This window comes from Clostridium sp. DFI.5.61, from assembly GCF_024462915.1.
In the GTDB taxonomy this organism is placed as follows: domain Bacteria; phylum Bacillota; class Clostridia; order Oscillospirales; family Oscillospiraceae; genus Lawsonibacter; species Lawsonibacter asaccharolyticus.
The window spans coordinates 1-20,642 of record NZ_JANGBZ010000056.1 but is presented as its reverse complement, the minus strand read 5'-3'; the positions used below and the strand labels follow the sequence as shown (position 1 = coordinate 20,642).

The following is a 20,642-nucleotide window of genomic DNA, read 5'->3' as shown; positions in this document are numbered from 1 at the left end:
CCCCCCCCCCCCCCCCCCCCCCCCCCCCCCCCCCCCCCCCCCCCCCCCTTCTGCTGTTTATTTGCCTTGAGATCAGTCCAGTACGATATAGTCCAGGGAGACATAGCCGATAGCGGCCTGGCCGGACTGAGTGAGGTAGGAGACGTGGAGCCAGCCGTCTTCCGGCGGAGCGAGGAGGATGACCCTGCCTCCTTCCCGCAGATAGCCCACCACAGAGTGGGAGGTGCTGGGGCCGGAACGGACGTTCAGGCCGTTCTCCGCCCCGCGGACGGTGCCGGCGGAGGCGGCGGTGTCGCAGAGGACCACAGCGCTGGTGCAGGCGTCCCCGCAGGAGGCGGTAATGGTGACGCTCACCTGCCCGCCGGTGGTGTTCAGGTTGGTGATGGTGCCGTCGCTGGTGACTGGCGCCACAGTGGGCACGCTGCTGGTCCAGACGACGGTGCCGGCGGCTCCCTCAGGGGAGAGCGTGGGGGTGAAGTGATAGCTGGAGCCGGCCTGGAGGGTCAGTTCGCCGGTGTCCAGGGTGATGCCCTCCACGGGGACAGCGGGCTCCTCCGGCTGGCTGGTCTGTCCCGGGTCCTCCGGCTGGTCCGGATCAGCAGTTTGGCCCGGGCCCTCTGCCTGGCCGGGGTCGGCGGTGCCGCCCGGCTGAGGGTCCTTCTCCGGCTGGACCAGGTCGCCGGGGTCCAGATCGGCAGGAGGCGTATAGTTGGACAGCTTATACAGCAGAGCGGCCATCTCAGCGCGGGTGAGGAAAGCCTGAGGATTCAGGTTGCCGTCGGTGTCGCCGCCCACGATCTGATAGGCCACCAGGGTGGCAGCGTGCTGGGCAGCCCAGTCGGAGAGGGAGGCGCGGTCGCCGAACTGATCCAGAACGGTGAGAGCGCCGGGCTGGCAGGTGATGCCCAGGAGAGGCAGGGCCTGGTTCAGAATGGTGAAAGCCTGCTCCCGGGTGACATCAGAGGCGGGAGCCAGGGTGCCATCCCCCACGCCGGTGGCCAGACCGTTGGCCTGGGCCCAGGACACAGCGGTGTAGTAGTAGTCGGAGGGGGATACGTCAGTAAAGGAGGCGGGGGAGGTGACGGCCGGCTTACCCGCCGCGCCGTAGAGCATCAGCAGAAAGTCGCCCCGGCGGATGTGCAGGTCAGGGCCGAACTCAGTGTCCGAGATGCCGCCCACCAGGCCGTTGGCATAGCAGTAGTCCACGGCGGTGTAGGCCCAGTGCCCCTCGGGCACGTCCTCGTGGGAGTTCTCCAGGGAGACCATGATGGTCTGGCTCTGCCCGCCGGCAGAGGCGGTGAGGGTTCCGGAGGCGCCCCCGGGGCCCTCAGCGGTGAACAGTCCGTCCTCGGTGATGGAGCCGATGCTGCCCTCCACCGTCCAGGAGATGGCTCCCACGTCCCGCATGGCAGCCCGGGACCAGTAGGTACCCTGGGCAGTGAGCTGGACCTGGTCTCCAGGCTCCAGGGTGAGGGAGGTGAGGGCGTCGGTGCTGTTCTCCCGGGAGACGGTGAGGCCGGTGAGATGGTCCACTACGTGGATCTGGGCGGTGCCCTCCACATCCAGATCCGGGGACCAGAGCTCCAGGGTATCGGTGCCCGCGTCACTGCCGGCGGTGTAGATGTTGTCCTCCACCCGGCCCAGGTCGTCCAGGGAGGAGATCTCCACCTCGCCTGGGTCATCCCGAAGGATGTTCAGACCGCTGTCCAGCACGGCCGTCTCCCCCAGGTCCACAGAGGTGCCGGTGAGGACCACCAGCCCGTCATTTTTCAGCACCAGCCGGTCCGGATCGCCGTCACCCTCATCCCGGGAGACCAGGAGCAGGTAGGTGGCGCAGGCCCGGGGCTTGCCATCGGAGGGGATGTTGACGATGGAGGGGCCCTCTTGGCCGGGGACCCAGACACTGATGGCGGTGGAGCCGCCGCCGTCCAGGTTGACCGCCCAGACGCAGCCCTGGGAGAGCATCTCCTCCGCCAGATCCAGCTGGCTCAGTCCGCCGGAGTAGCCGCTCCTGCGGCCGTCCACAGCGTACAGGACCAGGGTGCCGTCCTCCCGCACGCCCAGGGCGGAGCGGGGGTCGCGGCCCTTTTCCACATAGGTCCAGGCAGTGGAGTCAGTGATCTGTCCGTCCCGGACCATCACATCGCCCACGCCGCTGGCCCACTGGGCGTCCTCGAGGGTGGAGGAGGTGCAGTCGGTGTGGAGGGTGACCCGGTCGCCCACCTGGAAGCTCTGGAATACGGACTCCAGGCCGCCGGCGTCGGCGGCAGTCAATATGTACTCGTTCTCGCCAATGACCACTGAGGTGTCGGTGCGGAGCAGCTCAGTGACCTCCAATTCCAGACGGCCGGAGACGGAGAGGGTGTCGTCGGGATCGGTCAGCTCCATGCGCACCATCCAGCCGGGGGTGCTGGTGTGGGTGGAGACGGTGGAAAAATCGTAGTTGAACAGGTAGAGCCCGCCGGAGTCGGCCCGGTATTTGTTCAGGTGGGTCAGAACGGTCTGGCCTCCGGTGGACTCGTTGGTGAGGGTGAGGGTGACCTGGGGCTGCTCTACCAGCTCCACCTCACCGTCGGTGATGACCACGGCGGCCTCGGCCTCCGGGCTGGATTTATAAATGCCGTCCTCAATGGAGATGCCCAGAGGCACACCGGTGGAGGGAGCAAAGAAGTCGGTATTGATGGCGCCCAGCACGTGGTAGCCCAGGCTCTGGGCATAGCTGACCGCCAGATTGATGGAGCCGGCCCCGTAGGCGGTGCCGGATGCCTGGAGGAAGATGGGCTCCACCTCCCGGCTGTCCGGAGAGAGTTCCAGGGAGAAGCTCTCCACCCGGCCCGCGGCGGAGTGGCTGGTGATGGTGTTGGAATAGGTCAGGCCGTCAGCCAGCTCCCGGGTGGTGCGCAGCTGGGGGGAGCCTGCGGCGGCGTAGGCCGAGGGCAGTGCCAGCAGCAGCGCCAGCGTCAAGGCGGTGAGGCGGCGGGCAGCTTGGGTGAAATGACGATGTTTCATGGATACTCCTTTTCACATGGTTAGGACAGGTGGTGGGGACAGCAAAACTAATTCCTTATTATAGCAGTGGAGCAGGGCACTTTCAATGGAAAAAAGTGTACAGATTTCGGGAAAATGTGAACATCCTATGAACACACGGGCCAACGGTTGAAAAAGTCGGAGGGGTGGTGTAAAATAAAACGATTTTATTGGGGATCCATAGGAGGTGGCGCGATGGAGGAGCGGCAGGACCATGCCACACGGACCATCAGCATCGTGATGATCATCGCCCTGGTGGGCAAGGTGCTGGGGCTGTACCGGGACCATCTGCTGGCGGTTTACTACGGGACGGGGATGGCGGCTAACGCCTTCAATACAGCCAGCCGGATCCCCAGGGTGTTTTTTGACGCGGTGTTCGCCTCCGCTATCTCGGCCTGCTTTATCCCGGTGTTCAGCGAGTATCTCACCCGGAAGGGGCGGGAGCCGGCCTTCCGCTTCGCGGGCTGCTTCATCACCGTGATGGGGCTGCTCTCTGCGGTCCTTTCGGTGCTGGGCATCCTGTTCGCGGGGCCCCTGGTCAGCCTGTTTGCCGACGGATATGATGCCCAGACGGCGGAGCTGGCCGTCTCCCTCACCCGGGTGATGTTCCCCACGGTGCTGTTCACCGGGGTGGCCTTCTCCTTTGTGGGAGTGCTCCAGTCCCTGGGGGAGTTCAATGTCCCTGCCCTGATCAGCGTGGTGTCCAACCTGGTCATCATTCTCTATTACCTGACGCTGGACCAGCAGTTCGGCATCTACGGCCTGGCCGTTGCCTTTCTGGTGGGCTGGTTCCTCCAGGCGGCGGTCCAGGTGCCCTCACTGCGCCGGCTGGGCTTCCGCTACCGGCCGGGACTGGAGCCGCGCTCCGAGGGGATGCGGAAGGTCTTTGCCCTGATGCTGCCAGTGATGGTCTCCACCTGGGTGCAGCCCATCAACCTGACTATCAACTCCAAGTTCGGGTCCCGACTGTACGAGGGGGCCGGAGTGTCCGCCATCGAGTTTTCCACCAACTTGTATCTGGTGATCGCCGGGGTGTTCGTCCTGTCCGTCACCAATGTGATCTTTCCCAAGCTGTCCCGCCTCACCGGCCGGGAGCAGGAGGGGGAGTTCCGGGAGACGCTGCGGACCACCCTGCACGGCTGTCTGTTCTTCGTCCTGCCCATGTCGGCGGGGTTGATGGTGCTCTCCCGCCCGCTGATCTCCTTTATTTATGGAGGAGGCGCTTTTGATGATTTTTCCGTCTCCATCACCTCCCAGGGACTATTCTGGGTCTCGCTGGGGATGACGGGATACGCGGTCCAGAATATCCTCAGCCGGGCCTACTTCGCCCGGCAGAAGGGGAAGGTGCCCCTGGCGGCCGGTGCGGCCTCCATCCTGGTCAATGTCCTGCTGTGCATGGCGCTGGCCCAGAGGATGGGGGTGGCTGGTCTGGCCCTCTCCTCCGCTGTATCCTCCACCGTCTACGCCCTGTTGCTGGACATCCCCCTGGAGCTGCGGGGGGAGGGGGTCCTCAGCCGGAGTTTCCTGCTGGACCTGGGGAAGATGGCGCTGGCCACCGCGCTGATGGCGGTGGGCGCCTGGGCGGTGGCCGGCCTGATAGAGGGCCTGCTGCCCGGCAAGGCGGGGGAGCTGCTCACCCTGGGGGCTTCGGCGGCGGCTGGTGTGGCCGTCTACTTCCCGGCGGCGGTGCTGCTGAGATTGGACGAGGGGCAGCTGGCCCTGAAGATGGTGAAACGAGTGTGGAAACGAGGCTGATGCAATGAATCGAGCGATAGAGATCTGGAACAGCAGCATACTGGGGCGGGTGCTCACCGCCATCTGTCTGTGGTTCAGCGGACAGTGGCAGAGAAGTCGGGTGGTCCGGGCCTTCGTGGCCCCAATGGCGGGCCGGCAGGCGGCGGAATCCAGTGTCTTTTTCCGACTGTGGGACCTGATCCGGGGCGGGCTGTGCGCCCTGTACCGCAGGCTGGGACTGGAGCGCCTGTTCGGGGGGAGCATCTTTTTGTGCCTGACCCTCTGGTGTTCTGCGGCGGTGGTGCTGGCCCCCCTGCTGCCCACTATGGCGGTACTGGCTCTGGCGGCGGTGGCCTTCGCCTCCCTGGCACTGAATCTGGTCCGGGACCGGGCACGGCCCCTGGCCTACTCCCCGGTCAACCGGTATATCCTGCTGTACGCGGCGGTGTATCTGGCGGCCACGGCCACCTCCGTCACGCCCCGGCAGAGCCTGTTCCCCGGCCTGCTGATGGTCTTTTTCATGGTCTTCGCCTTGGTGGTGGAGAACGCCGTGGACAGCTGGGAGCGGGCGGAACAGCTGGTGTTTCTCATGGTGCTGGCGGGAGGCGTGGTGGCTCTGCTGGGCGTGGGCCAGTATGTGCTGGGCGCCACGGGGGATGCCGCCTGGGTGGACAGCGACATGTTCTCCTCGGTCACCATCCGGGTCTACTCCACCCTCCAGAACCCTAATGTGCTGGCCGAGTATCTGATTTTGATGATCTCCCTGGGCGGGGCGGCCCTGCTCACCGCCAAGGGGACCGGGAAACGGCTGGTGCTGCTGGCCTGCTGCGGGGTGATGTGCCTGTGCATGGTGCTCACCATGTCCCGCGGCGGCTGGCTGGGCCTGCTGATCGCGGGGATGATCTTTTTGGTGCTCCTCAACCCCCGGGTGCTGGTGCTGGCGCCGGTGGTGCTCCCAGTGGCGCTGGTGGCCCTCTACTTTGTGCTGCCGGATACCGTCATCAGCCGCTTCACCAGCATCGGAAACCTGGAGGACACCTCCACGTCCTACCGGGTGTCCATCTGGATGGGCACCATAGCCATGCTGAAGGACTACTGGCTGTGCGGCATCGGGCCGGGCACCGGGGCTTTCAATCTGGTCTACCCGGCATACAGCTACAATGCAGCCAATGCTCAGCACGCCCATAACCTCTTTTTGCAGATCATGTCGGACGGCGGCGTGGTGGCCCTGGTGGTGTTCCTGCTGATCATCTTCATTTTCTGCCGGGTGATCTGCTCGGCACTCTCCCGGAACCGGAGCTGGCGGGCCCGGTGCTATCTGGCCGGCGCCATCGGCGGCGTGGGCGGGTTCATGGCCCAGAGCATGACCGACTACACATTTTATAACTACAGGGTGGCCCTGCTCTTCTTCGCGGTGCTGGCCCTGGGAGCCAGCTTTGCCCGGCTGGCGGAACAGGAGGTGGAGGACCGGTGAATACCATTTTACAGGTCATCAGTGACACCAATATCGGCGGCGGCGGCCGCAGCCTGCTCAACTATCTGAGCTGTCAGGACCGCAGCCAGTTCCAGTCCCAGGTGGTGCTCCCACGGGGCAGCGCCCTGAAAGGACCTGTAGAGGCGCTGGGGGTGCCGGTCCATGAGATCGACGCCATGGCGGACCGGTCCATGGATCTGTCGGCGGTGGCTCCCCTGCGCCGGGTCATCCGGGCGGTGGACCCGGATCTGGTCCACACCCACGGTTCCATGTCCGCACGGATGGCTGCCCGGCTGTGCGGCAAAAAGGTGATCTACACCAAGCACTGTGTCTTCCCCCTGGGGCGGGTGATGGGCAGCCCGGTGGGCCGTCTGGCGGGCCATGTGCTGGATGCCTGCCTGTCCGACGGGGCCATCGCAGTGAGCCCATCGGTGCGGGAGCTGCTGCTCCAGTCCGGCGTACCGGATCGGAAGATCCACGTGCTCTTCAACGGTGTGGCTCCCCTGGCGGCCCCTACGGAGGAGGAGCGGACCGCACTGCGGGCGGAGTACGGCTTTGGGCCGGAGGACTTCGTGGTGGGCATCCTGGCCCGGGTGGAGGAGTACAAGGGGCACAGCGTGCTGCTGGATGCGGCGGAGCAGCTGCTCAGTCAGGGCCGCCGGGTGAAGGTGCTGGTGGCCGGAGAGGGCAGGGCCGAGGCTGCCCTGCGGCTGCGGGCGGTGTCCTTCCCCCAGGGGACAGTGTTTTTTGCCGGCTTTATTGAGCGGGTGGAGCGGGCCCTGTGGGCCATGGACGCTCAGATCAACGCCTCCACCGAGAGCGAGGGGACCAGCCTCTCCCTGCTGGAGGGCATGAGCTTCGGCCTGCCCGCCGTGGTCAGCGATATCGGAGGCAACCCCCTGCTGATCCAGGACGGAGAGAACGGTCTGGTCTTCCCCAACCGGGACAGCCGGGCCCTGGCCGGCTGTGTGGCACGGCTGATGGATGACCCCGCCCTGCTGCGCAGGCTGGGAGAGGGAGCCAAACGGTCCTTTGAAGAAAACTATACCGGCGAGATCTTTGCCAAGCATGTGGAGGACGTCTACCGGGACGTCCTGAAAGGAGTATCTCATGGAACCAAATAAGCCGAAATTCCGCTTCCGACTGAACCTGTTTGACAGCATCGTCCTTGTACTGGCCCTGGCGGTGGGGGCATTCCTGGTGTGGAGCGCCATAAAGCCGGCGGCCGCACCGGCGGAAGGGGCCGTTTCCGCGGCAGGAACGGTGCAGTACACCATCCGATTTCAGAAGATGATCCAGGGAGTCAGCGAGCGGATCAAGCCCGGGGACCAGCTGGTGGACACCGTGAAGAACTACGAGCTGGGCACAGTGGTGTCTGTGGAGACAGTGCCGGCCCAGGCTCTGATCCAGGATCACGAGGACAAGGCCTTTGTCCTCGCCGGGATCGAGGGTTACGAGGACGCTTTGGTGACAGTGGAGGCCCCCTATACCGAGGGAGAGGACTCCCTCCTGCTGGGCGGAGGCTTCAAGCTGCGGGTGGGCGTGACCGCCTATGTCCGGGGCTCCGGCTATATGGGCAGCGGGCCCGTGGTTTCCATTGAGAGGGGGGAGCAGGGATGAAAAAGATCATCGACCGCAACGGCCGCCTGTTCGGCTTCATCAGCGTCATCGACCTGCTGGTCATCGTAGTGGTGGCGGTGATGGGCTTTGCCCTGTACACCAAGAACACCCAGATGGCCATCACCAGCACCAACACGGCGGACCAGACCATCACCTACCAGATCCTGGCCAGCGGGATACGGACCTATGTGGCCGAAGCAGTGCGGGAGGGCGACCAGCTCTTTGACCCGGACCGGAGCAGCGGCGGCACCCTGGGCACCATCACCGACATCCAGCTCATGCCCGGCACCAAGCTGGCCGAGTTTGACGACGGCACCGTGGCGGCCGCCACGGTGGAGGATGGCGTGGACATGCTGATCACCGTAGAGGGCACCGGCCTGGTGAGCGAGTCGGGGCGCTATACCCTGAATCGGGTGTATGAGCTGGGGGTCAACTCCTCCCGGACCTTCTGCACAAAATACGCGGAGTTCATCGGCACAGTGACAGAGATTTTTTAAAAAGGGGCGGCAGACATGAAGATCCTGATGGCCACTATGGGCCTGGATATCGGCGGAGCGGAGACCCATATCGTAGAGCTGGCCAAGGAGCTGAAGGCGGAGGGACACGACATCGTGGTGGCCTCCAACGGCGGTGTCTATGTCCCTGAGATCGTGGCCGCGGGCATCCGCCACTACCAGGTCCCCATGCACCGGCGGGACGCCGGATGCATGCTCCGCTCCCGAAAGCTGCTGAAGGAGATCATCCGTACTGAGAGGCCGGACGTGGTGCACGCCCACGCCCGCATCCCCGCCTTCCTGTGCGGCACCCTCCAGAGAACGATGAAGTTCCCCTTCGTCACCACCGCCCACTGGGTGTTCACCACCAAGGGCGGGCTGCGCTACCTCACCAACTGGGGGCAGCGGACCGTCGCCGTCTCCGATGACATCAAGGCGTATCTGATCCGGGAATACGGGGTGCCGGAGGAGCACATCTCTGTGACCATCAACGGCATCGATACAGAGAAGTTTTCTCCACAGACTTCCGGCCAGTCAGTGGTGGAGGAGTTCGGCCTGACCGGTCCAGGCCGGTGGTCTCCTATGTGAGCCGGATGGACGAGGACCGGGCCCTGGTGGCCCGGCAGCTGATCCAGATCGCGGAGGAGCTGGACCGGGCGGTGCCCGGGGTGCAGCTGCTCATCGCCGGAGGGGGCAACGTGTTCCGGGAGCTGAAAGAGCAGGCGGAGGCGGTGAACGCCCGGATGGGACGCACCTGCGTGGTGATGACCGGCCCACGCACCGACATCAATCAGATCGTGGCAGCGGGGGACATCTTCGTAGGGGTGTCCCGGTCGGCGCTGGAGGCCATGTCCGCCGCCAAGCCCGTCATCGTGGCGGGAAACGAGGGGTATCAGGGCCTCTTCGGTCCGGAGAAGCTGGAGGAGGCCCGGCTGGGCAACTTCTGCTGCCGGGGACTGCCCATGTCCACTCCGGAGCGTCTGCTGGCCGATATGGCCGCCGTCCTGTCCCTCTCCCCGGAGCAGAAGGCGGCGGCGGGGGCCTACGGCCGGGAGGTGATCTTCCAGTATTACTCCGTGCGCCGGATGGCAGCGGACTGTCTGGCCATGTATGAGCAGGTGCGCCGCCGGAAGTACCAGGTGGTCATGAGCGGCTACTACGGCTTTTCCAACGCGGGGGACGACGCCATCCTGGAGGCCATCCACCAGAGCATTCTGGAGGCCAGTGGGGAGGTGGGGGTCACCGTGCTGTCCAACGACCCCCGCGAGACCCAGCGGCACTACGGCATGAATGCCATCCCCCGCTTCCGTTTCTGGAAGGTGTTCGGTGCCCTGCGCCGATGCGACGCTCTGCTGTCCGGCGGGGGCAGCCTGCTCCAGGACCGGACCTCCACCCGCTCCCTCCTCTACTATCTGTCCATCGTGCGCTGTGCCGAGTGGATGGGGAAGCCGGTGATGCTCTACGCCAACGGCATCGGGCCGGTGCAGAAGCCGGCCAACCGCCGCCGGGTGAAGCGGGCAGTGGAGCGGGCCGCTCTGGTGACCCTGCGAGACCACAGCTCCGCCCGGGAGCTGGTGGAGATGGGGGTGGAGCGCCCAGATCTCCACGTCACGGCCGACCCGGTGTTCAACCTGGATCCCGCCCCCAAGGAGCGGGCCGGGGAACTGCTCCGGTCCGCCGGGCTGGAGCGGGGCACTCCCTTCGCGGCGGTCTCGGTGCGGGACTGGCCGGATACGGGCAGCTTCGCCGGGGAGCTGGCCGCCCTGTGCGACCATCTCTACCGGACCTGCGGGATGGAGATCCTGTTCCTGATGATGCAGCCCTGCCGGGACCGGGCGGCCACCGCCCAGGTGCGGAGCGCTATGGAGTGCCCCTCCCATCTGCTGGACGCCCCCTGCACCCCAAGGGAGCTGATGGCCGTGCTGGGGGAGGGCAGGCTGTGTTTGGCTATGCGGCTGCACACCCTGATTTTCTCCGCCCGGATGGCGGTCCCTGTGCTGGGGTTGGTCTATGATCCCAAGGTGGCCAGCTATCTGAAGGAGCTGGACATGCCCTCCGCCGGTGATGTGCATCACTTCCGCCGGGAGGAGGCCATCGCCGCCGCGGACCGCCTGATGGCGGACTATGAGGGGAGCCTGGAACGCCTGCGGGTGAAATCCGCCGCCCTGAGCCGGGCGGCCCGGGAGAACGAGCGATTGCTGCTGGAGCTGCTGGAGAGGAAACAATAGAGCTTTTGACTGGAACGCGCGGCAGGAGCGGAGACGGGGGGCTCCGGCTTACCGAATCAGCTTGAACAAAAAAGATCCTTTCGCTTACGGGCGGCCCCGCGGGGCCGCCCGTAAATCGTTTTCAGGGATGAGACGGGCGAGCCTGTGCGGGCCTATGCAGGGTGTGCCGCTGCCCGCTCCGGAGTCCGATAGGGAAATCAGGCTCTTGACAAGAGAGGTTTATTGCGATAAACTTGCAGTGAAAGAGAGGTTTATTAGAATAAACCTAAAGGAGGACGGACGGTGGAAAAGCTGTTTGACGGGGAATACCGGCTGATGGAGGTGCTGTGGGAAAGTGCACCAGTGAATTCCACCCAGCTGGTGACTCTGTGCCGGGAGCAGCTGGGCTGGACCAAGAGCACCACCTATACGGTGCTGCGCAAGCTGTGCCGGAAGGGGGCGGCCAGAAACGAGCGCGCGGTGGTCACCCCGCTGCTGACCCGGGAGCAGGTCATCCGAGCCCAAGGGGAGGAGCTGGCGGTGAAGGCGGGGGGGATGGCCCCCTTCCTCAACGCCTTTTTCAGCGGGCGGAAGCTGACCATGGAGGAGGCACTGGAGCTGAAGGACCTGATCGACCAGCACACCTGGGAGGACTGACCGTGGACGGACTGAACACGTGGCTCACCATATTTTTGAATCACCTGAACGCGGGGCTGGCACTGGGGGTCGTCCTGGCCGTCCTGATCCTGCTGCGCCCTCTGCTCCTCCGGCTCCTCACCCCCCAGCAGCGGGTGGCAGTCTGGTATGTAGCGTGGAGCATCGGCATATTTGGGAACCTGTGGGGGCTGACCAGCCTGGTAAGGGTGCTGCCGGTAACGGTCTGGGACCTGCTGGGACCCCGGCCGGGCGGGATATTCGGCGCGCCGGCTTTCCTGCCGCCCGCCTACGACGGGCCGGGGGAGTACCCCGTGGTCCTGCCTGGCGGGGAAACTGCGGCGGTGGAGCTGAACAGCGGTCCGCTGCTGGCCCTGTCCCTCCTGTGGGCCGCGGTGGCGGTGGGGCTGCTCCTGTGGTATTGTCACCGGTCCTTCGCCCTGATGTGCTGGGGGCGGCAGGGGAGCGAGCTGGAAGAGAAGGAGCTGGTGGCCCTGGGGGCCGACCGGCTGGAGCTCTGGATGCAGCCCGGAAAGATCCGGGCGTGGATCACCCCCGGGCTGCCCACTAGCTTTGTCATGGGGGATTCGGTGTACCTCCAGGCAGAGCTGCCCAAAGAGCAGCTTTCCCTGGTGCTGCGCCATGAGCTGAACCACATCTATCTCCGCCATGGGTACTTCTCCGGGCTCAGGGGTGCCTGCCTGCTGCTCCACTGGTGGAATCCGATCCTGTGGCTGGCATTTCGGTATATGGGCCGGGATATGGAGCTGGCCTGTGACCAGAGGACCCTGGATCAGCTGGAGCCGGAGGAGCGGAAGGAGTACGCCAAGACCCTGGTGGAGCTGGGGGCGGGGCGGCGTCTGTGGGAGGCCCCGCTGTGCTTTGGGGAGTGCGACGGAGCCCTGCGGGTGCGGGCGGCGGTGGCCTGGCGTCCCCTGACCCCTGTGCGCCGCCTCACCGGGCTGTTCTGTGCCGCCCTGGTGTTCCTCCTCTTTGCGGGGGCGCCGGCCGTGCCGGGGGGAGTGACAGAGACTGATCTCTCCCGAAACCTGACGCAGATGGAGGAGGCGCCGGAGAAGGTGGTGGAGGAGCTGATCCGGCGGCTGGAGGAGAAGGGGGACCTGCTCTCCGGGGTGAGCATCGCCGCCGGCTGGTGGAAGTGGGAGGGCACAGGGGGCTGGATCTATCTGGAGACCAGCGTGGGCACTTGGCGGGCGTTCCGGTGCGTGCTGGGGGAGAGCGGCAAGATGGGGATGATCCAGCTCCGGCAGGAGGGCCGGCCCCATGACCTGGCGGACTGCACTCAGTTTTATCCCGTGGACTGAGCCTGAGAGAAAGGGGAGGAGCGGATATGATCGGCCGATTTTTTGTTGTGGGCATGTTTATGATGATCAATCTGGGGCTGGCAGTGGGAATGATGTTCGCCGCCCTGTTTCTGCTGCGCCCCCTGCTGGTGCGGATACTCTCCCCGGGGCAGCGGGTGGCCCTTTGGGTGGTGGGCTGGATCAGCCTGTACAGTCCGAGCTTTTACGGCCTGCTCAGCCTGGTCCACATCCTGCCCGTCACCTTCCGTGACCTGATCACCGGGCGGGTAAAGGACGGCGGATGGACGACCTCAATCCCCGCCTATCTGCCCATGGATTACCACGGGGCGGGGGTGTACCATCTGTCCCTGCCCGGCGGGGCGGTGGTGCCGGTGGAAATCGGGGAGGGGATAGCCGGGGCAGCCGCGCTGCTGTGTCTGGGCGTCCTGGTGCTGGGGATCGTTTTTTCCTGCCGACAGGACAGGCGGCTGAAGGAGCTGCTGCGCAGGGGGGAGCCGCTGGGCGGAGAGGAGGCTCTGACCAAGCATGTCCTCCAGGAGGAGACGCGGAAGATCCAGATCCGGCTGGTGGAGGGACTGCCCACCAGCTTCCTCACCAGCAGGGGATGGCTGGGGTCGGTGGAATATGTGATCTGCCTCCAGCGGGAGCTGTCCCCGGAGCAGCGAGCCCTGGTGCTGCGCCACGAGCTGGAGCATATCAGGCTGGGGCACCTCTGGTTCAAGGGGTGGGCCAACATGGGGGTATTTCTCTATTGGTGGGACCCGCTGATCTGGCTGGGCTACAAATATTTCTGTCGGGACCTGGAGCTGGCATGCGACGCGGCCGTTCTGAAGGAGCTGGAGCCGGAGGAACGGCGGGAGTACGCCAGGACCCTGGTGGAGATGGGGGCCGGGCGGAGCCTGTGGAGCACGCCATTGTGCTTCGGGGAGTGCGATACAGCGGTGCGGGTCAAGACAGCGGCCCGCCCGCAGCGAACAGGGGGAGCCTGGCGGGGCCTCTCCTGGCTGACGACGGTGCTGCTCTTCCTCTTCTTCCTGGGCGGCCCCACCCAGGGGGTGCTGGCGGAGGACGCGCTGCTCACCTGGGAAAGAGGGGGCGGGACTGTGGACACCCTGGTGGCCCATACGATGGATCAGGTGAGGCAGAATCTGGGACTGGGGCCCATCCTGGCCCTCCAGGTCTGGTGCGTCGCGGAGGACGGCGAGCACGTCTGGGTGGTGATGGAGCTGCTGGAGCAGGGCTGGGTGGGGGCCGAGTATTTCTGGTATCCCGCGCGGGACCGCCTGTATTTTACTCATGCAGAGGTGCTGAAAAAGCCCCCGGATCTGACGGGGGCGGTGCCGCTGTCATGAAAGCGGGAAGCATTGTGCTGTGGTCATGTTCCCTGCTCATGGAGGCATTCCTTGGTCTTTCCCTCCTGCGGTGGACCTTCCGCTATGAGAGGGCCTGGTTGGTACTGCAAAAGGGTGAGTGCAGTGGAGGACCTGGACCAGGAGGGCTGGGACCGGGTCAAATAGCATACGCCCGCCCTGCCGCCATGGTGACAGGGCGGGCGTATGTGGAGCTCGGCCGGCGGGAGTGGGCAAAAAATACAGGGAGCGAGGCCCAGGGCTTGTCAACCGGAGGCTTTTATGAGACAATAAAACGTGTACGGCGGTCCTTGAACCGCCAAAATGGAATGTGACCAACGATCCAGGAGTTTTGTATATGAGTGAACTGTTTGAAAAATCTATGGCCACCCTGGAGCTGCCCCAGGTGCTGGCTCTTCTTGCCGACTGCGCGGCCACCCTGGAGGGAAAGGAGCGCTGCCTGGCACTGCGTCCCCTCACTGATCTGGACGACGTGGCCCGGGCGCAGGAGGAGACCTCCGCCGCGGTAAAGATGCTCATTCTGCGGGGGAGCCCCGGCTTCTCCGGGGTGAAGCCGGTGTCGGCCAGCCTCCAGCGGGCGGACATGGGGGGGAGCCTGTCTACCCGGGAGCTGCTGGACATCGCCTCTGTGCTGCGGTGCGCCCGGGGGGCGCGGGACTACGGGGACAGCGAGGAGAAGACCGTCATCTCCCACCTGTTCCGTTCCCTGACCCCAAACCGCTTCCTGGAGGACAGCATCACCAACTCCATCCTCAGTGAGGAGGAGATCGCCGACTCAGCCAGCAGCGAGCTGGCCTCCATCCGGCGGCACATGCGCTCCACCGAGGCCAGGGTGCGGGACATCCTCCAGCGGCTGATCTCCTCCAACCAGTCCAAATACCTCCAGGAGTCCATCATCACCATCCGCTCCGACCGGTACGTGGTACCGGTGAAGGCGGAGCACAAGAACGCCATCCCCGGCCTGGTCCACGACGTGTCCTCCAGCGGCTCCACCTTCTTCATTGAGCCCATGGGGGTGGTGAAGGCCAATAACGAGCTGCGTGAGCTGGCGGCCAGGGAGAAAAAGGAGATTGAACGCATCCTGGCGGAGCTGTCCGCCCAGTGCGCCGCCCATAAGGAGGATATCGGGGAGGACTATACCCTGCTGATCCTGCTGGACACCATCTTCGCCCGGGGACAGCTCTCCCTGAAGATGGAGGCCAGCCAGCCCGGCCTGTCGGAACGGTACCTGAGGCTGCGGGGAGCGCGGCACCCCCTGCTGGATAAAAAGAAGGCGGTGGCCAACGACCTGGAGCTGGGAGACCGGTTCGACACCTTGGTCATCACCGGTCCCAACACCGGCGGCAAGACGGTGACCCTCAAGACCCTGGGCCTCATTACACTGATGGCCCAGTGCGGGCTGCACATCCCTGCCAAGTCGGACAGCACGGTGCGGGTCTTCCGCCGGGTGCTCTCTGACATCGGGGATGAGCAGTCCATTGCCCAGTCCCTGTCCACCTTCTCCTCCCATATGACCAACATCGTGGGCATCCTGAAGGAGGCGGACGGTCAGACCCTGATCCTGTTCGACGAGCTGGGGGCAGGCACCGACCCGGTGGAGGGCGCCGCCCTGGCGGCGGCCGTCATTGAGAGTGCCCGGGAGCTGGGGGCACTGGTGGCGGCCACCACCCACTATGCCGAGCTGAAGGTGTACGCTATGACCACCCCCGGGGTGGAGAACGCCTCCTGCGAGTTCAATGTGGACACCCTGGCCCCCACCTACCGGCTGGTAATGGGCATCCCGGGCAAATCCAACGCCTTCGCTATCTCCCGGCGCCTGGGCCTGCCGGAGGAGATCATCGACCGGGCGGCCGCCCGGCTGGATGCGGAGAACGTGCGCTTTGAAGACGTGCTCACCAAGCTGGACCAGCAGCGCCAGGAGATGGAGAAGGACCGGGCGGAGGCCCGGCGGCTGAAGCTGGAGATGGAGCAGTCTGCGGGCAAGGCCCGGGAGTACCGGAAGCGGCTGGAGGAGGAGCGCTCCAAGGTGGTGGAGAAGGCCCAGGCGGAGGCCCGGGCCATCATCCAGGAGGCCAGAGACGCCAGCGACCTGGCCCTCTCCGAACTGAAGGAGCTGAAAAAGCGCCAGGACCTGGACTGGCAGCAGGTGAACGACGGACGGGCGGAGGCCCGCCGCCTGCTCAACGAGGCGGAGCGGTCCATCGGCGGGGCGGCGCAGGAGCCGGAGGCCCCGCCCCCCACCCGGCCGGCCCGGGCCGGGGATACGGTGGAGCTGGTATCCATGGGGACCAGAGCCAGCGTCCTGTCGGTAAACAAGGACGGCACCCTCCAGCTCCAGGCGGGGATCTTGAAGATCACCGCCAAGCAGGACGAGGTGCGGGTGGTGGAGGGCGAGACCCAGAGCCAGAAGGAGGCCAGGCGCATCGTCCAGCGGGCCCAGCACACCCTGCGCGCCGCCGCGGCCCCCTCTGAGATCGATCTGCGGGGCATGATGACCGACGAGGCCATCGCGGTGCTGGACCGCTTCCTGGATACTGCTATGATGGGCAAGCTGGAGAGCGTGACCATCATCCATGGAAAGGGGACCGGCGCGGTGCGCAAGGCGGTGCGGGAGCATCTGAAGCGCAGCCGCTATATCAAATCCTTCCGCCCCGGCCGCTACGGCGAGGGGGAGGACGGCGTCACCGTGGCGGAGCTGCGGTAAGGGGCCGGGCCCTCTTTCCAGGGGGACAGAAGCGCGCACGGCCGGCCCAGCGGTGGGCGGAGACCGGGAAGAAGGGCATCTGCCGCCGAATGCCGTGGACCTCCCGCAATTTTTGTTGAGAAAAGAAGGCAGATTTGTGAAAAATGTCATTGACGGATGCGGGATGAATTTGGTATGCTAGTAACACACAAATCGAGTGCGGAGGTACGGATATGTATAGTCAGGAAGCGGTCGTCAATAACCAGGTAGGCCTGCATGCCAGACCCGCCACGTTCTTTATCCAGAAAGCCAACGAGTTCAAAAGCTCCATTTGGGTGGAGAAGGACGAGCGCAAGGTGAACGCCAAGAGCCTTCTGGGCGTGCTCTCCCTGGGTATTGTCAAAGGTACTCCTATCAAGCTCATTGCGGATGGTCCGGATGAGAAGGAAGCGGTGGAGGCTCTGTTCAAGATGATCTCTTCCGATTTTTCCGAGTGAGCCACACAGCGCAGATCCGAAAGGCACCGCTTCGCGCGGTGCCTTTTTTAACATCTCCCCGGGAGGCCCCCTATGACATTTGACGAATTGAAGGAAAAGGCCCACGCCCTGCCTCTGAAGCCAGGCGTGTATATCATGCAGGATGCCAAAAACACGGTGATCTATGTGGGCAAGGCCAAGGCGTTGAAAAACCGGGTGTCCCAGTATTTCCAGGACTCCGCCTCTCACACGGAGAAGACCCGGGCCATGGTGTCCCAGATCGACCACTTTGACGTGATCGTGGCGGACAGCGAGTTTGAGGCCCTGGTACTGGAGAACTCCCTCATCAAGCGCCACCAGCCCCGGTACAACATCCTGCTCAAGGACGACAAGGGCTACCCCTACATCCGCTTGTCCGGGGAGGAGTACCCCCGCTTCTCCCTGGCCAACCGGGCGGCGGAGGACGGGGCACGCTATTTCGGCCCCTACGCCAGCCGCCACGCCACCCAGGCTATCGTGGACGCCCTGCGCTCCGCCCTGCGCCTGCCCTCCTGTGGGAAGCGCTTTCCCCGGGACATTGGGAAGGAGCGCCCCTGCCTCAACTTCCACATGGGCAAGTGCGACGGCTACTGCCGTAGCCTCCAGATGAAGGAGCAGCATGAGGAGGCCATCGCCCAGGCGGTCTCCCTGCTGGAGGGGCGGTTCAAGGAGGTCAAAGCGGACCTGACCGCCGAGATGGAGCGGGCGGCGGAGGAACTGCGCTTCGAGCGGGCGGCGGAGCTGCGGGACCGCATCCAGGCCATCGAGCTGCTGGGGATGCGGCAGAAGGTGGTGGCGGGCTCCCTGGCGGATACCGACGTCACCGGCTTTTTCCGGGGGACAGCCAAGAGCTGCTTCGTGGTCCTGCACTACATGGAGGGGGAGCTGGCGGCCAAGGATATGGACCTGCTGGAGACCCCCATGGAGGAGGACGAGGAGGAGGTCCTCTCCTCCCTGGTGCGGGAGTACTATGTGGGACGAAGCCGGCTGCCCAGGCAGATCCTGCTGCCCTGTGAGCTGCCCGACCAGGTCCCGCTGACTCGGATGCTCTCCGAGCAGGTGGGCCGCCGGGTGGAGCTGGTGACCCCACAGAGGGGGGCAAAGATGGATCTGATCCGGCTGGCCAACCAGAACGCGGCAGAAGAGGTGGCCCGGGCCACCACCCGGGAGGAACGTCAGAACAAGCTGCTGGAGGCGCTGGCCAGGATGCTGGGCATGGAGGAGCCCCCCCGGCGGATGGAGTCCTACGACATCTCCAACACTGGAGCCAGTGACATCGTGGCCTCCATGGTGGTCTATGTGGACGGAAGGCCCCTGAAGCGGGACTACCGCCGCTTTAAGCTGAAGGATATGGAGGGCCCGGACGACTACGCCTCCATGGAGCAGGTGCTGACCCGGCGGTTCCGCCGGTATCTGGACGGGGACGAAAAATTTGTGGAGAAGCCCGACCTGCTGCTCATTGACGGCGGTCTGGAGCATGTGCGGGTGGCCAGGCGGGTGCTGGAGGCCATGGCGCTGGACATCCCGGCCTTCGGCATGGTGAAGGATGACCGGCACCGCACCAGGGCCCTGGTCCACCCCGACGGGCGGGAGATCGGTATCCAGGCGGTGCCGGCAGTGTTCTCCCTCATCGGGCAGATCCAGGAGGAGACCCACCGCTTCGCCATCGAATACCACCGGCAGCTCCAGGCGGGACACGTAAAAGGCTCCGTTCTGGACAAAATACCCGGGGTGGGGGAAAAGCGCCGGGCCCAGCTGCTCAAGCACTTCAAAAGCGTGAAGGCCATCCGGCAGGCATCTCTGGAGGAGCTGGAGCGGGCGGTCCCCCAGAGCACGGCCCAGGCGGTGTACCAGTATTTCCGCAGGGGAGAGACAGAAAATCAGGATCAGGCTGAGAGAAAGGAAGAGTGACCATGCGAGTGATCTCCGGCTCCGCACGGGGCAGAAGACTGAAAGAGCTCCAGGGGATGGACACCCGGCCCACCACCGACAAGGTGAAAGAGTCCCTGTTCAACATCATCCAGTTCGAGATCGAGGGGCGGAGCGTCCTGGACCTGTTCGGCGGCACCGGACAGCTGGGGATCGAGGCTCTGTCCCGGGGGGCGGAGCGATGCACCTTTGTGGACGCCCGGCGGGAGGCTGCTGCCCTCATCCGGGAGAACCTGAAGGCTACCGGACTGGAGAAGGCGGGCCGAGTGGTGCAGGGGGATGCGATCTCCTTCCTCAGTGGGTGCCGGGAGCGGTTTGGTGTCATATTCCTGGACCCGCCCTATCAGACCCAGCTGCTGGAGCAGACTCTGGAGCTGGTGTCGAAGATTGACATTCTTTCGGAACATGGTATAATGATTTGCGAAAGTCCCGCGGAGAGGGAGCTTCCCCCGCTGGCACCTCCCTATGAAAAGGGGAGGGAATACCGGTACGGCAGGATCAAACTGACAGTTTACCGCCGTCAGGGGAGTGACCCGAGACCATGAAGACCGCTATCTATCCCGGCAGCTTTGACCCTGTCACCCTGGGGCATCTGAACATCATCAAGCGGGCCGCTCAGTGCTTTGACCGGGTGATCGTCTGTGTGATGGTGAATTCCAAGAAGCACGGGCTGTTTACCCCGGAGGAACGGGTGGAGCTGCTGGAACGGTGTACTGCCCGCTTTCCCAACGTGGAAGTTGACTTCTCCGACGAGCTGCTGGCCGCCTATGCCAAGCGCAGGAAGGCCCATGTGGTAGTGAAGGGCCTGCGGGCGGTATCCGACTTTGAGCAGGAGGTCCAGATGGCGGTCATCAACCGCAAGCTGAACCCCAGGCTGGAGACCATGTTCCTGGCCTCCAGCGATAAGTACACCTACCTCAGCTCCACCGTGGTGAAGGAGATGGCCCGGTATGGAGCAGACCTGGGGGAGTTCGTCCCCCGGGAGATCGTGGACGACGTAGACCGGAAAATGCGCCAGGCGCAGGAAAAGGAGAATGACTGATGGCAAGCGGTGTGGAAGAGCTACTGGACATGCTCTTTGAAATGGTGGATGAGGCCAAGAATATGCCCCTTTCCAGCGACAAGTGCGTGCTGGAGCGGGACCGCGCCCTGGATCTGATCGATGACATCCGGGCCCAGTTCCCTGTGGAGCTGGGCGAGGCTAAGAAGCTGGTGGCCTCCCGGAACGACTATATCGCCGCGGCTAAGCGGGAGGCGGAGGTGATCCGCAAGCAGGCGGAGGCGGAGGCGCAGCGCATGCTGGCAGAGGAGTCCGTGCTGAACCAGGCCAAGCAGCGCTCTGCTGAATTGATGCGCCAGGCGGAGGAGCGCAGCCGGGAGTTGAAGCGCTCCGCCAACGAGTACTGCGAGGACGCCCTGCGCCGCACCGAGGAGGCGGTGGCGGAGGCCTATGACGAGATCAAGAAGTCCCGGGCCCGCTTCCGGGCGGCGGCCAGCGCCACCGCCGCGGGGAGCCCGTCGGGAGGGCGGGCTGCCTATGACGCGGCGGCCGAAGAGGACTGAATCACAGAGAACAGCGGGGGGGGGGGGGGGGGGGGGGGGCGCCGGGG

Annotated in this window: 17 protein-coding genes; 16 read left to right on the top strand and 1 reads right to left on the bottom strand. The window is 65.0% G+C overall.

What is annotated here, in order from left to right:
• Window positions 1–72: 72 nt before the first annotated feature.
• Window positions 73–3,009 (bottom strand): S-layer homology domain-containing protein, encoded by a 2,937-nt coding sequence (locus NE584_RS16285; RefSeq protein WP_108980737.1) that lies wholly within the window; start codon window positions 3,007–3,009, stop codon window positions 73–75.
• A 213-nt stretch (window positions 3,010–3,222) separates the two neighbouring features.
• Between NE584_RS16285 and murJ the strand changes: the two genes are divergently transcribed.
• From murJ to NE584_RS16205, 16 genes are all read left to right on the top strand, one after another.
• Window positions 3,223–4,782 (top strand): murein biosynthesis integral membrane protein MurJ, encoded by a 1,560-nt coding sequence (gene murJ / locus NE584_RS16280; RefSeq protein ID WP_108980738.1) that lies wholly within the window; start codon window positions 3,223–3,225, stop codon window positions 4,780–4,782.
• Between the two features lie 4 nt (window positions 4,783–4,786).
• On the top strand, window positions 4,787–6,235 hold the full coding sequence (locus NE584_RS16275) for an O-antigen ligase (RefSeq protein ID WP_108980739.1): 1,449 nt from the start codon (window positions 4,787–4,789) through the stop codon (window positions 6,233–6,235).
• Window positions 6,232–7,359, top strand: coding sequence for a glycosyltransferase family 4 protein (locus NE584_RS19930; RefSeq protein ID WP_108980740.1), 1,128 nt, complete (start codon window positions 6,232–6,234; stop codon window positions 7,357–7,359). Before NE584_RS16275 ends, NE584_RS19930 begins: the two co-directional genes overlap by 4 nt.
• On the top strand, window positions 7,346–7,855 hold the full coding sequence (locus NE584_RS16265; RefSeq protein WP_108980741.1) for a DUF4330 domain-containing protein: 510 nt from the start codon (window positions 7,346–7,348) through the stop codon (window positions 7,853–7,855). Before NE584_RS19930 ends, NE584_RS16265 begins: the two co-directional genes overlap by 14 nt.
• Complete coding sequence (locus NE584_RS16260; protein ID WP_050623735.1) at window positions 7,852–8,352, top strand: DUF4330 domain-containing protein; 501 nt, start codon at window positions 7,852–7,854, stop codon at window positions 8,350–8,352. The genes NE584_RS16265 and NE584_RS16260 overlap by 4 nt, the downstream gene beginning before the upstream one ends.
• 15 nt (window positions 8,353–8,367) lie before the next feature.
• Window positions 8,368–8,937, top strand: coding sequence for a glycosyltransferase (locus NE584_RS16255; RefSeq protein ID WP_256183260.1), 570 nt, complete (start codon window positions 8,368–8,370; stop codon window positions 8,935–8,937).
• 5 nt (window positions 8,938–8,942) lie between these two features.
• Complete coding sequence (gene csaB, locus NE584_RS16250) at window positions 8,943–10,577, top strand: polysaccharide pyruvyl transferase CsaB (RefSeq protein WP_256183261.1); 1,635 nt, start codon at window positions 8,943–8,945, stop codon at window positions 10,575–10,577.
• Window positions 10,578–10,859: 282 nt separating this feature from the next.
• Window positions 10,860–11,213, top strand: a complete 354-nt coding sequence (locus tag NE584_RS16245; RefSeq protein WP_077138727.1) for a BlaI/MecI/CopY family transcriptional regulator — start codon at window positions 10,860–10,862, stop codon at window positions 11,211–11,213.
• Window positions 11,214–11,215: 2 nt separating this feature from the next.
• The gene (locus NE584_RS16240) at window positions 11,216–12,535 is read left to right on the top strand and encodes a M56 family metallopeptidase (protein ID WP_108980743.1); all 1,320 of its coding nucleotides are present in this window, start codon (window positions 11,216–11,218) and stop codon (window positions 12,533–12,535) included.
• Between the two features lie 26 nt (window positions 12,536–12,561).
• Window positions 12,562–13,887, top strand: coding sequence for a M56 family metallopeptidase (locus tag NE584_RS16235; RefSeq protein WP_108980744.1), 1,326 nt, complete (start codon window positions 12,562–12,564; stop codon window positions 13,885–13,887).
• Between the two features lie 355 nt (window positions 13,888–14,242).
• Window positions 14,243–16,609, top strand: coding sequence for an endonuclease MutS2 (locus NE584_RS16230; protein WP_256183259.1), 2,367 nt, complete (start codon window positions 14,243–14,245; stop codon window positions 16,607–16,609).
• A gap of 212 nt (window positions 16,610–16,821) precedes the next feature.
• On the top strand, window positions 16,822–17,085 hold the full coding sequence (locus NE584_RS16225; RefSeq protein ID WP_050623740.1) for an HPr family phosphocarrier protein: 264 nt from the start codon (window positions 16,822–16,824) through the stop codon (window positions 17,083–17,085).
• Between the two features lie 72 nt (window positions 17,086–17,157).
• Window positions 17,158–19,014, top strand: a complete 1,857-nt coding sequence (gene uvrC, locus NE584_RS16220; protein WP_108980746.1) for an excinuclease ABC subunit UvrC — start codon at window positions 17,158–17,160, stop codon at window positions 19,012–19,014.
• A gap of 2 nt (window positions 19,015–19,016) precedes the next feature.
• Window positions 19,017–19,577, top strand: coding sequence for a 16S rRNA (guanine(966)-N(2))-methyltransferase RsmD (rsmD, locus tag NE584_RS16215; protein WP_108980747.1), 561 nt, complete (start codon window positions 19,017–19,019; stop codon window positions 19,575–19,577).
• Window positions 19,574–20,074 (top strand): pantetheine-phosphate adenylyltransferase, encoded by a 501-nt coding sequence (gene coaD / locus NE584_RS16210; RefSeq protein WP_050623743.1) that lies wholly within the window; start codon window positions 19,574–19,576, stop codon window positions 20,072–20,074. The genes rsmD and coaD overlap by 4 nt, the downstream gene beginning before the upstream one ends.
• Entirely contained in the window at window positions 20,074–20,595 is a 522-nt protein-coding gene (locus tag NE584_RS16205) for a hypothetical protein (protein ID WP_108980748.1), read from the top strand. Before coaD ends, NE584_RS16205 begins: the two co-directional genes overlap by 1 nt.
• Window positions 20,596–20,642 lie beyond the last annotated feature (47 nt).

Coding starts and splice junctions, on each gene's coding strand:
- NE584_RS16285 (WP_108980737.1), bottom strand. CDS start 3,009: ATGAAACATCGTCATTTCACCCAAGCTGCCCGCCGCCTCACCGCCTTG.
- murJ (WP_108980738.1), top strand. CDS start 3,223: ATGGAGGAGCGGCAGGACCATGCCACACGGACCATCAGCATCGTGATG.
- NE584_RS16275 (WP_108980739.1), top strand. CDS start 4,787: ATGAATCGAGCGATAGAGATCTGGAACAGCAGCATACTGGGGCGGGTG.
- NE584_RS16265 (WP_108980741.1), top strand. CDS start 7,346: ATGGAACCAAATAAGCCGAAATTCCGCTTCCGACTGAACCTGTTTGAC.
- NE584_RS16260 (WP_050623735.1), top strand. CDS start 7,852: ATGAAAAAGATCATCGACCGCAACGGCCGCCTGTTCGGCTTCATCAGC.
- NE584_RS16255 (WP_256183260.1), top strand. CDS start 8,368: ATGAAGATCCTGATGGCCACTATGGGCCTGGATATCGGCGGAGCGGAG.
- csaB (WP_256183261.1), top strand. CDS start 8,943: ATGGACGAGGACCGGGCCCTGGTGGCCCGGCAGCTGATCCAGATCGCG.
- NE584_RS16235 (WP_108980744.1), top strand. CDS start 12,562: ATGATCGGCCGATTTTTTGTTGTGGGCATGTTTATGATGATCAATCTG.
- NE584_RS16230 (WP_256183259.1), top strand. CDS start 14,243: ATGAGTGAACTGTTTGAAAAATCTATGGCCACCCTGGAGCTGCCCCAG.
- NE584_RS16225 (WP_050623740.1), top strand. CDS start 16,822: ATGTATAGTCAGGAAGCGGTCGTCAATAACCAGGTAGGCCTGCATGCC.
- uvrC (WP_108980746.1), top strand. CDS start 17,158: ATGACATTTGACGAATTGAAGGAAAAGGCCCACGCCCTGCCTCTGAAG.
- rsmD (WP_108980747.1), top strand. CDS start 19,017: ATGCGAGTGATCTCCGGCTCCGCACGGGGCAGAAGACTGAAAGAGCTC.
- coaD (WP_050623743.1), top strand. CDS start 19,574: ATGAAGACCGCTATCTATCCCGGCAGCTTTGACCCTGTCACCCTGGGG.
- NE584_RS16205 (WP_108980748.1), top strand. CDS start 20,074: ATGGCAAGCGGTGTGGAAGAGCTACTGGACATGCTCTTTGAAATGGTG.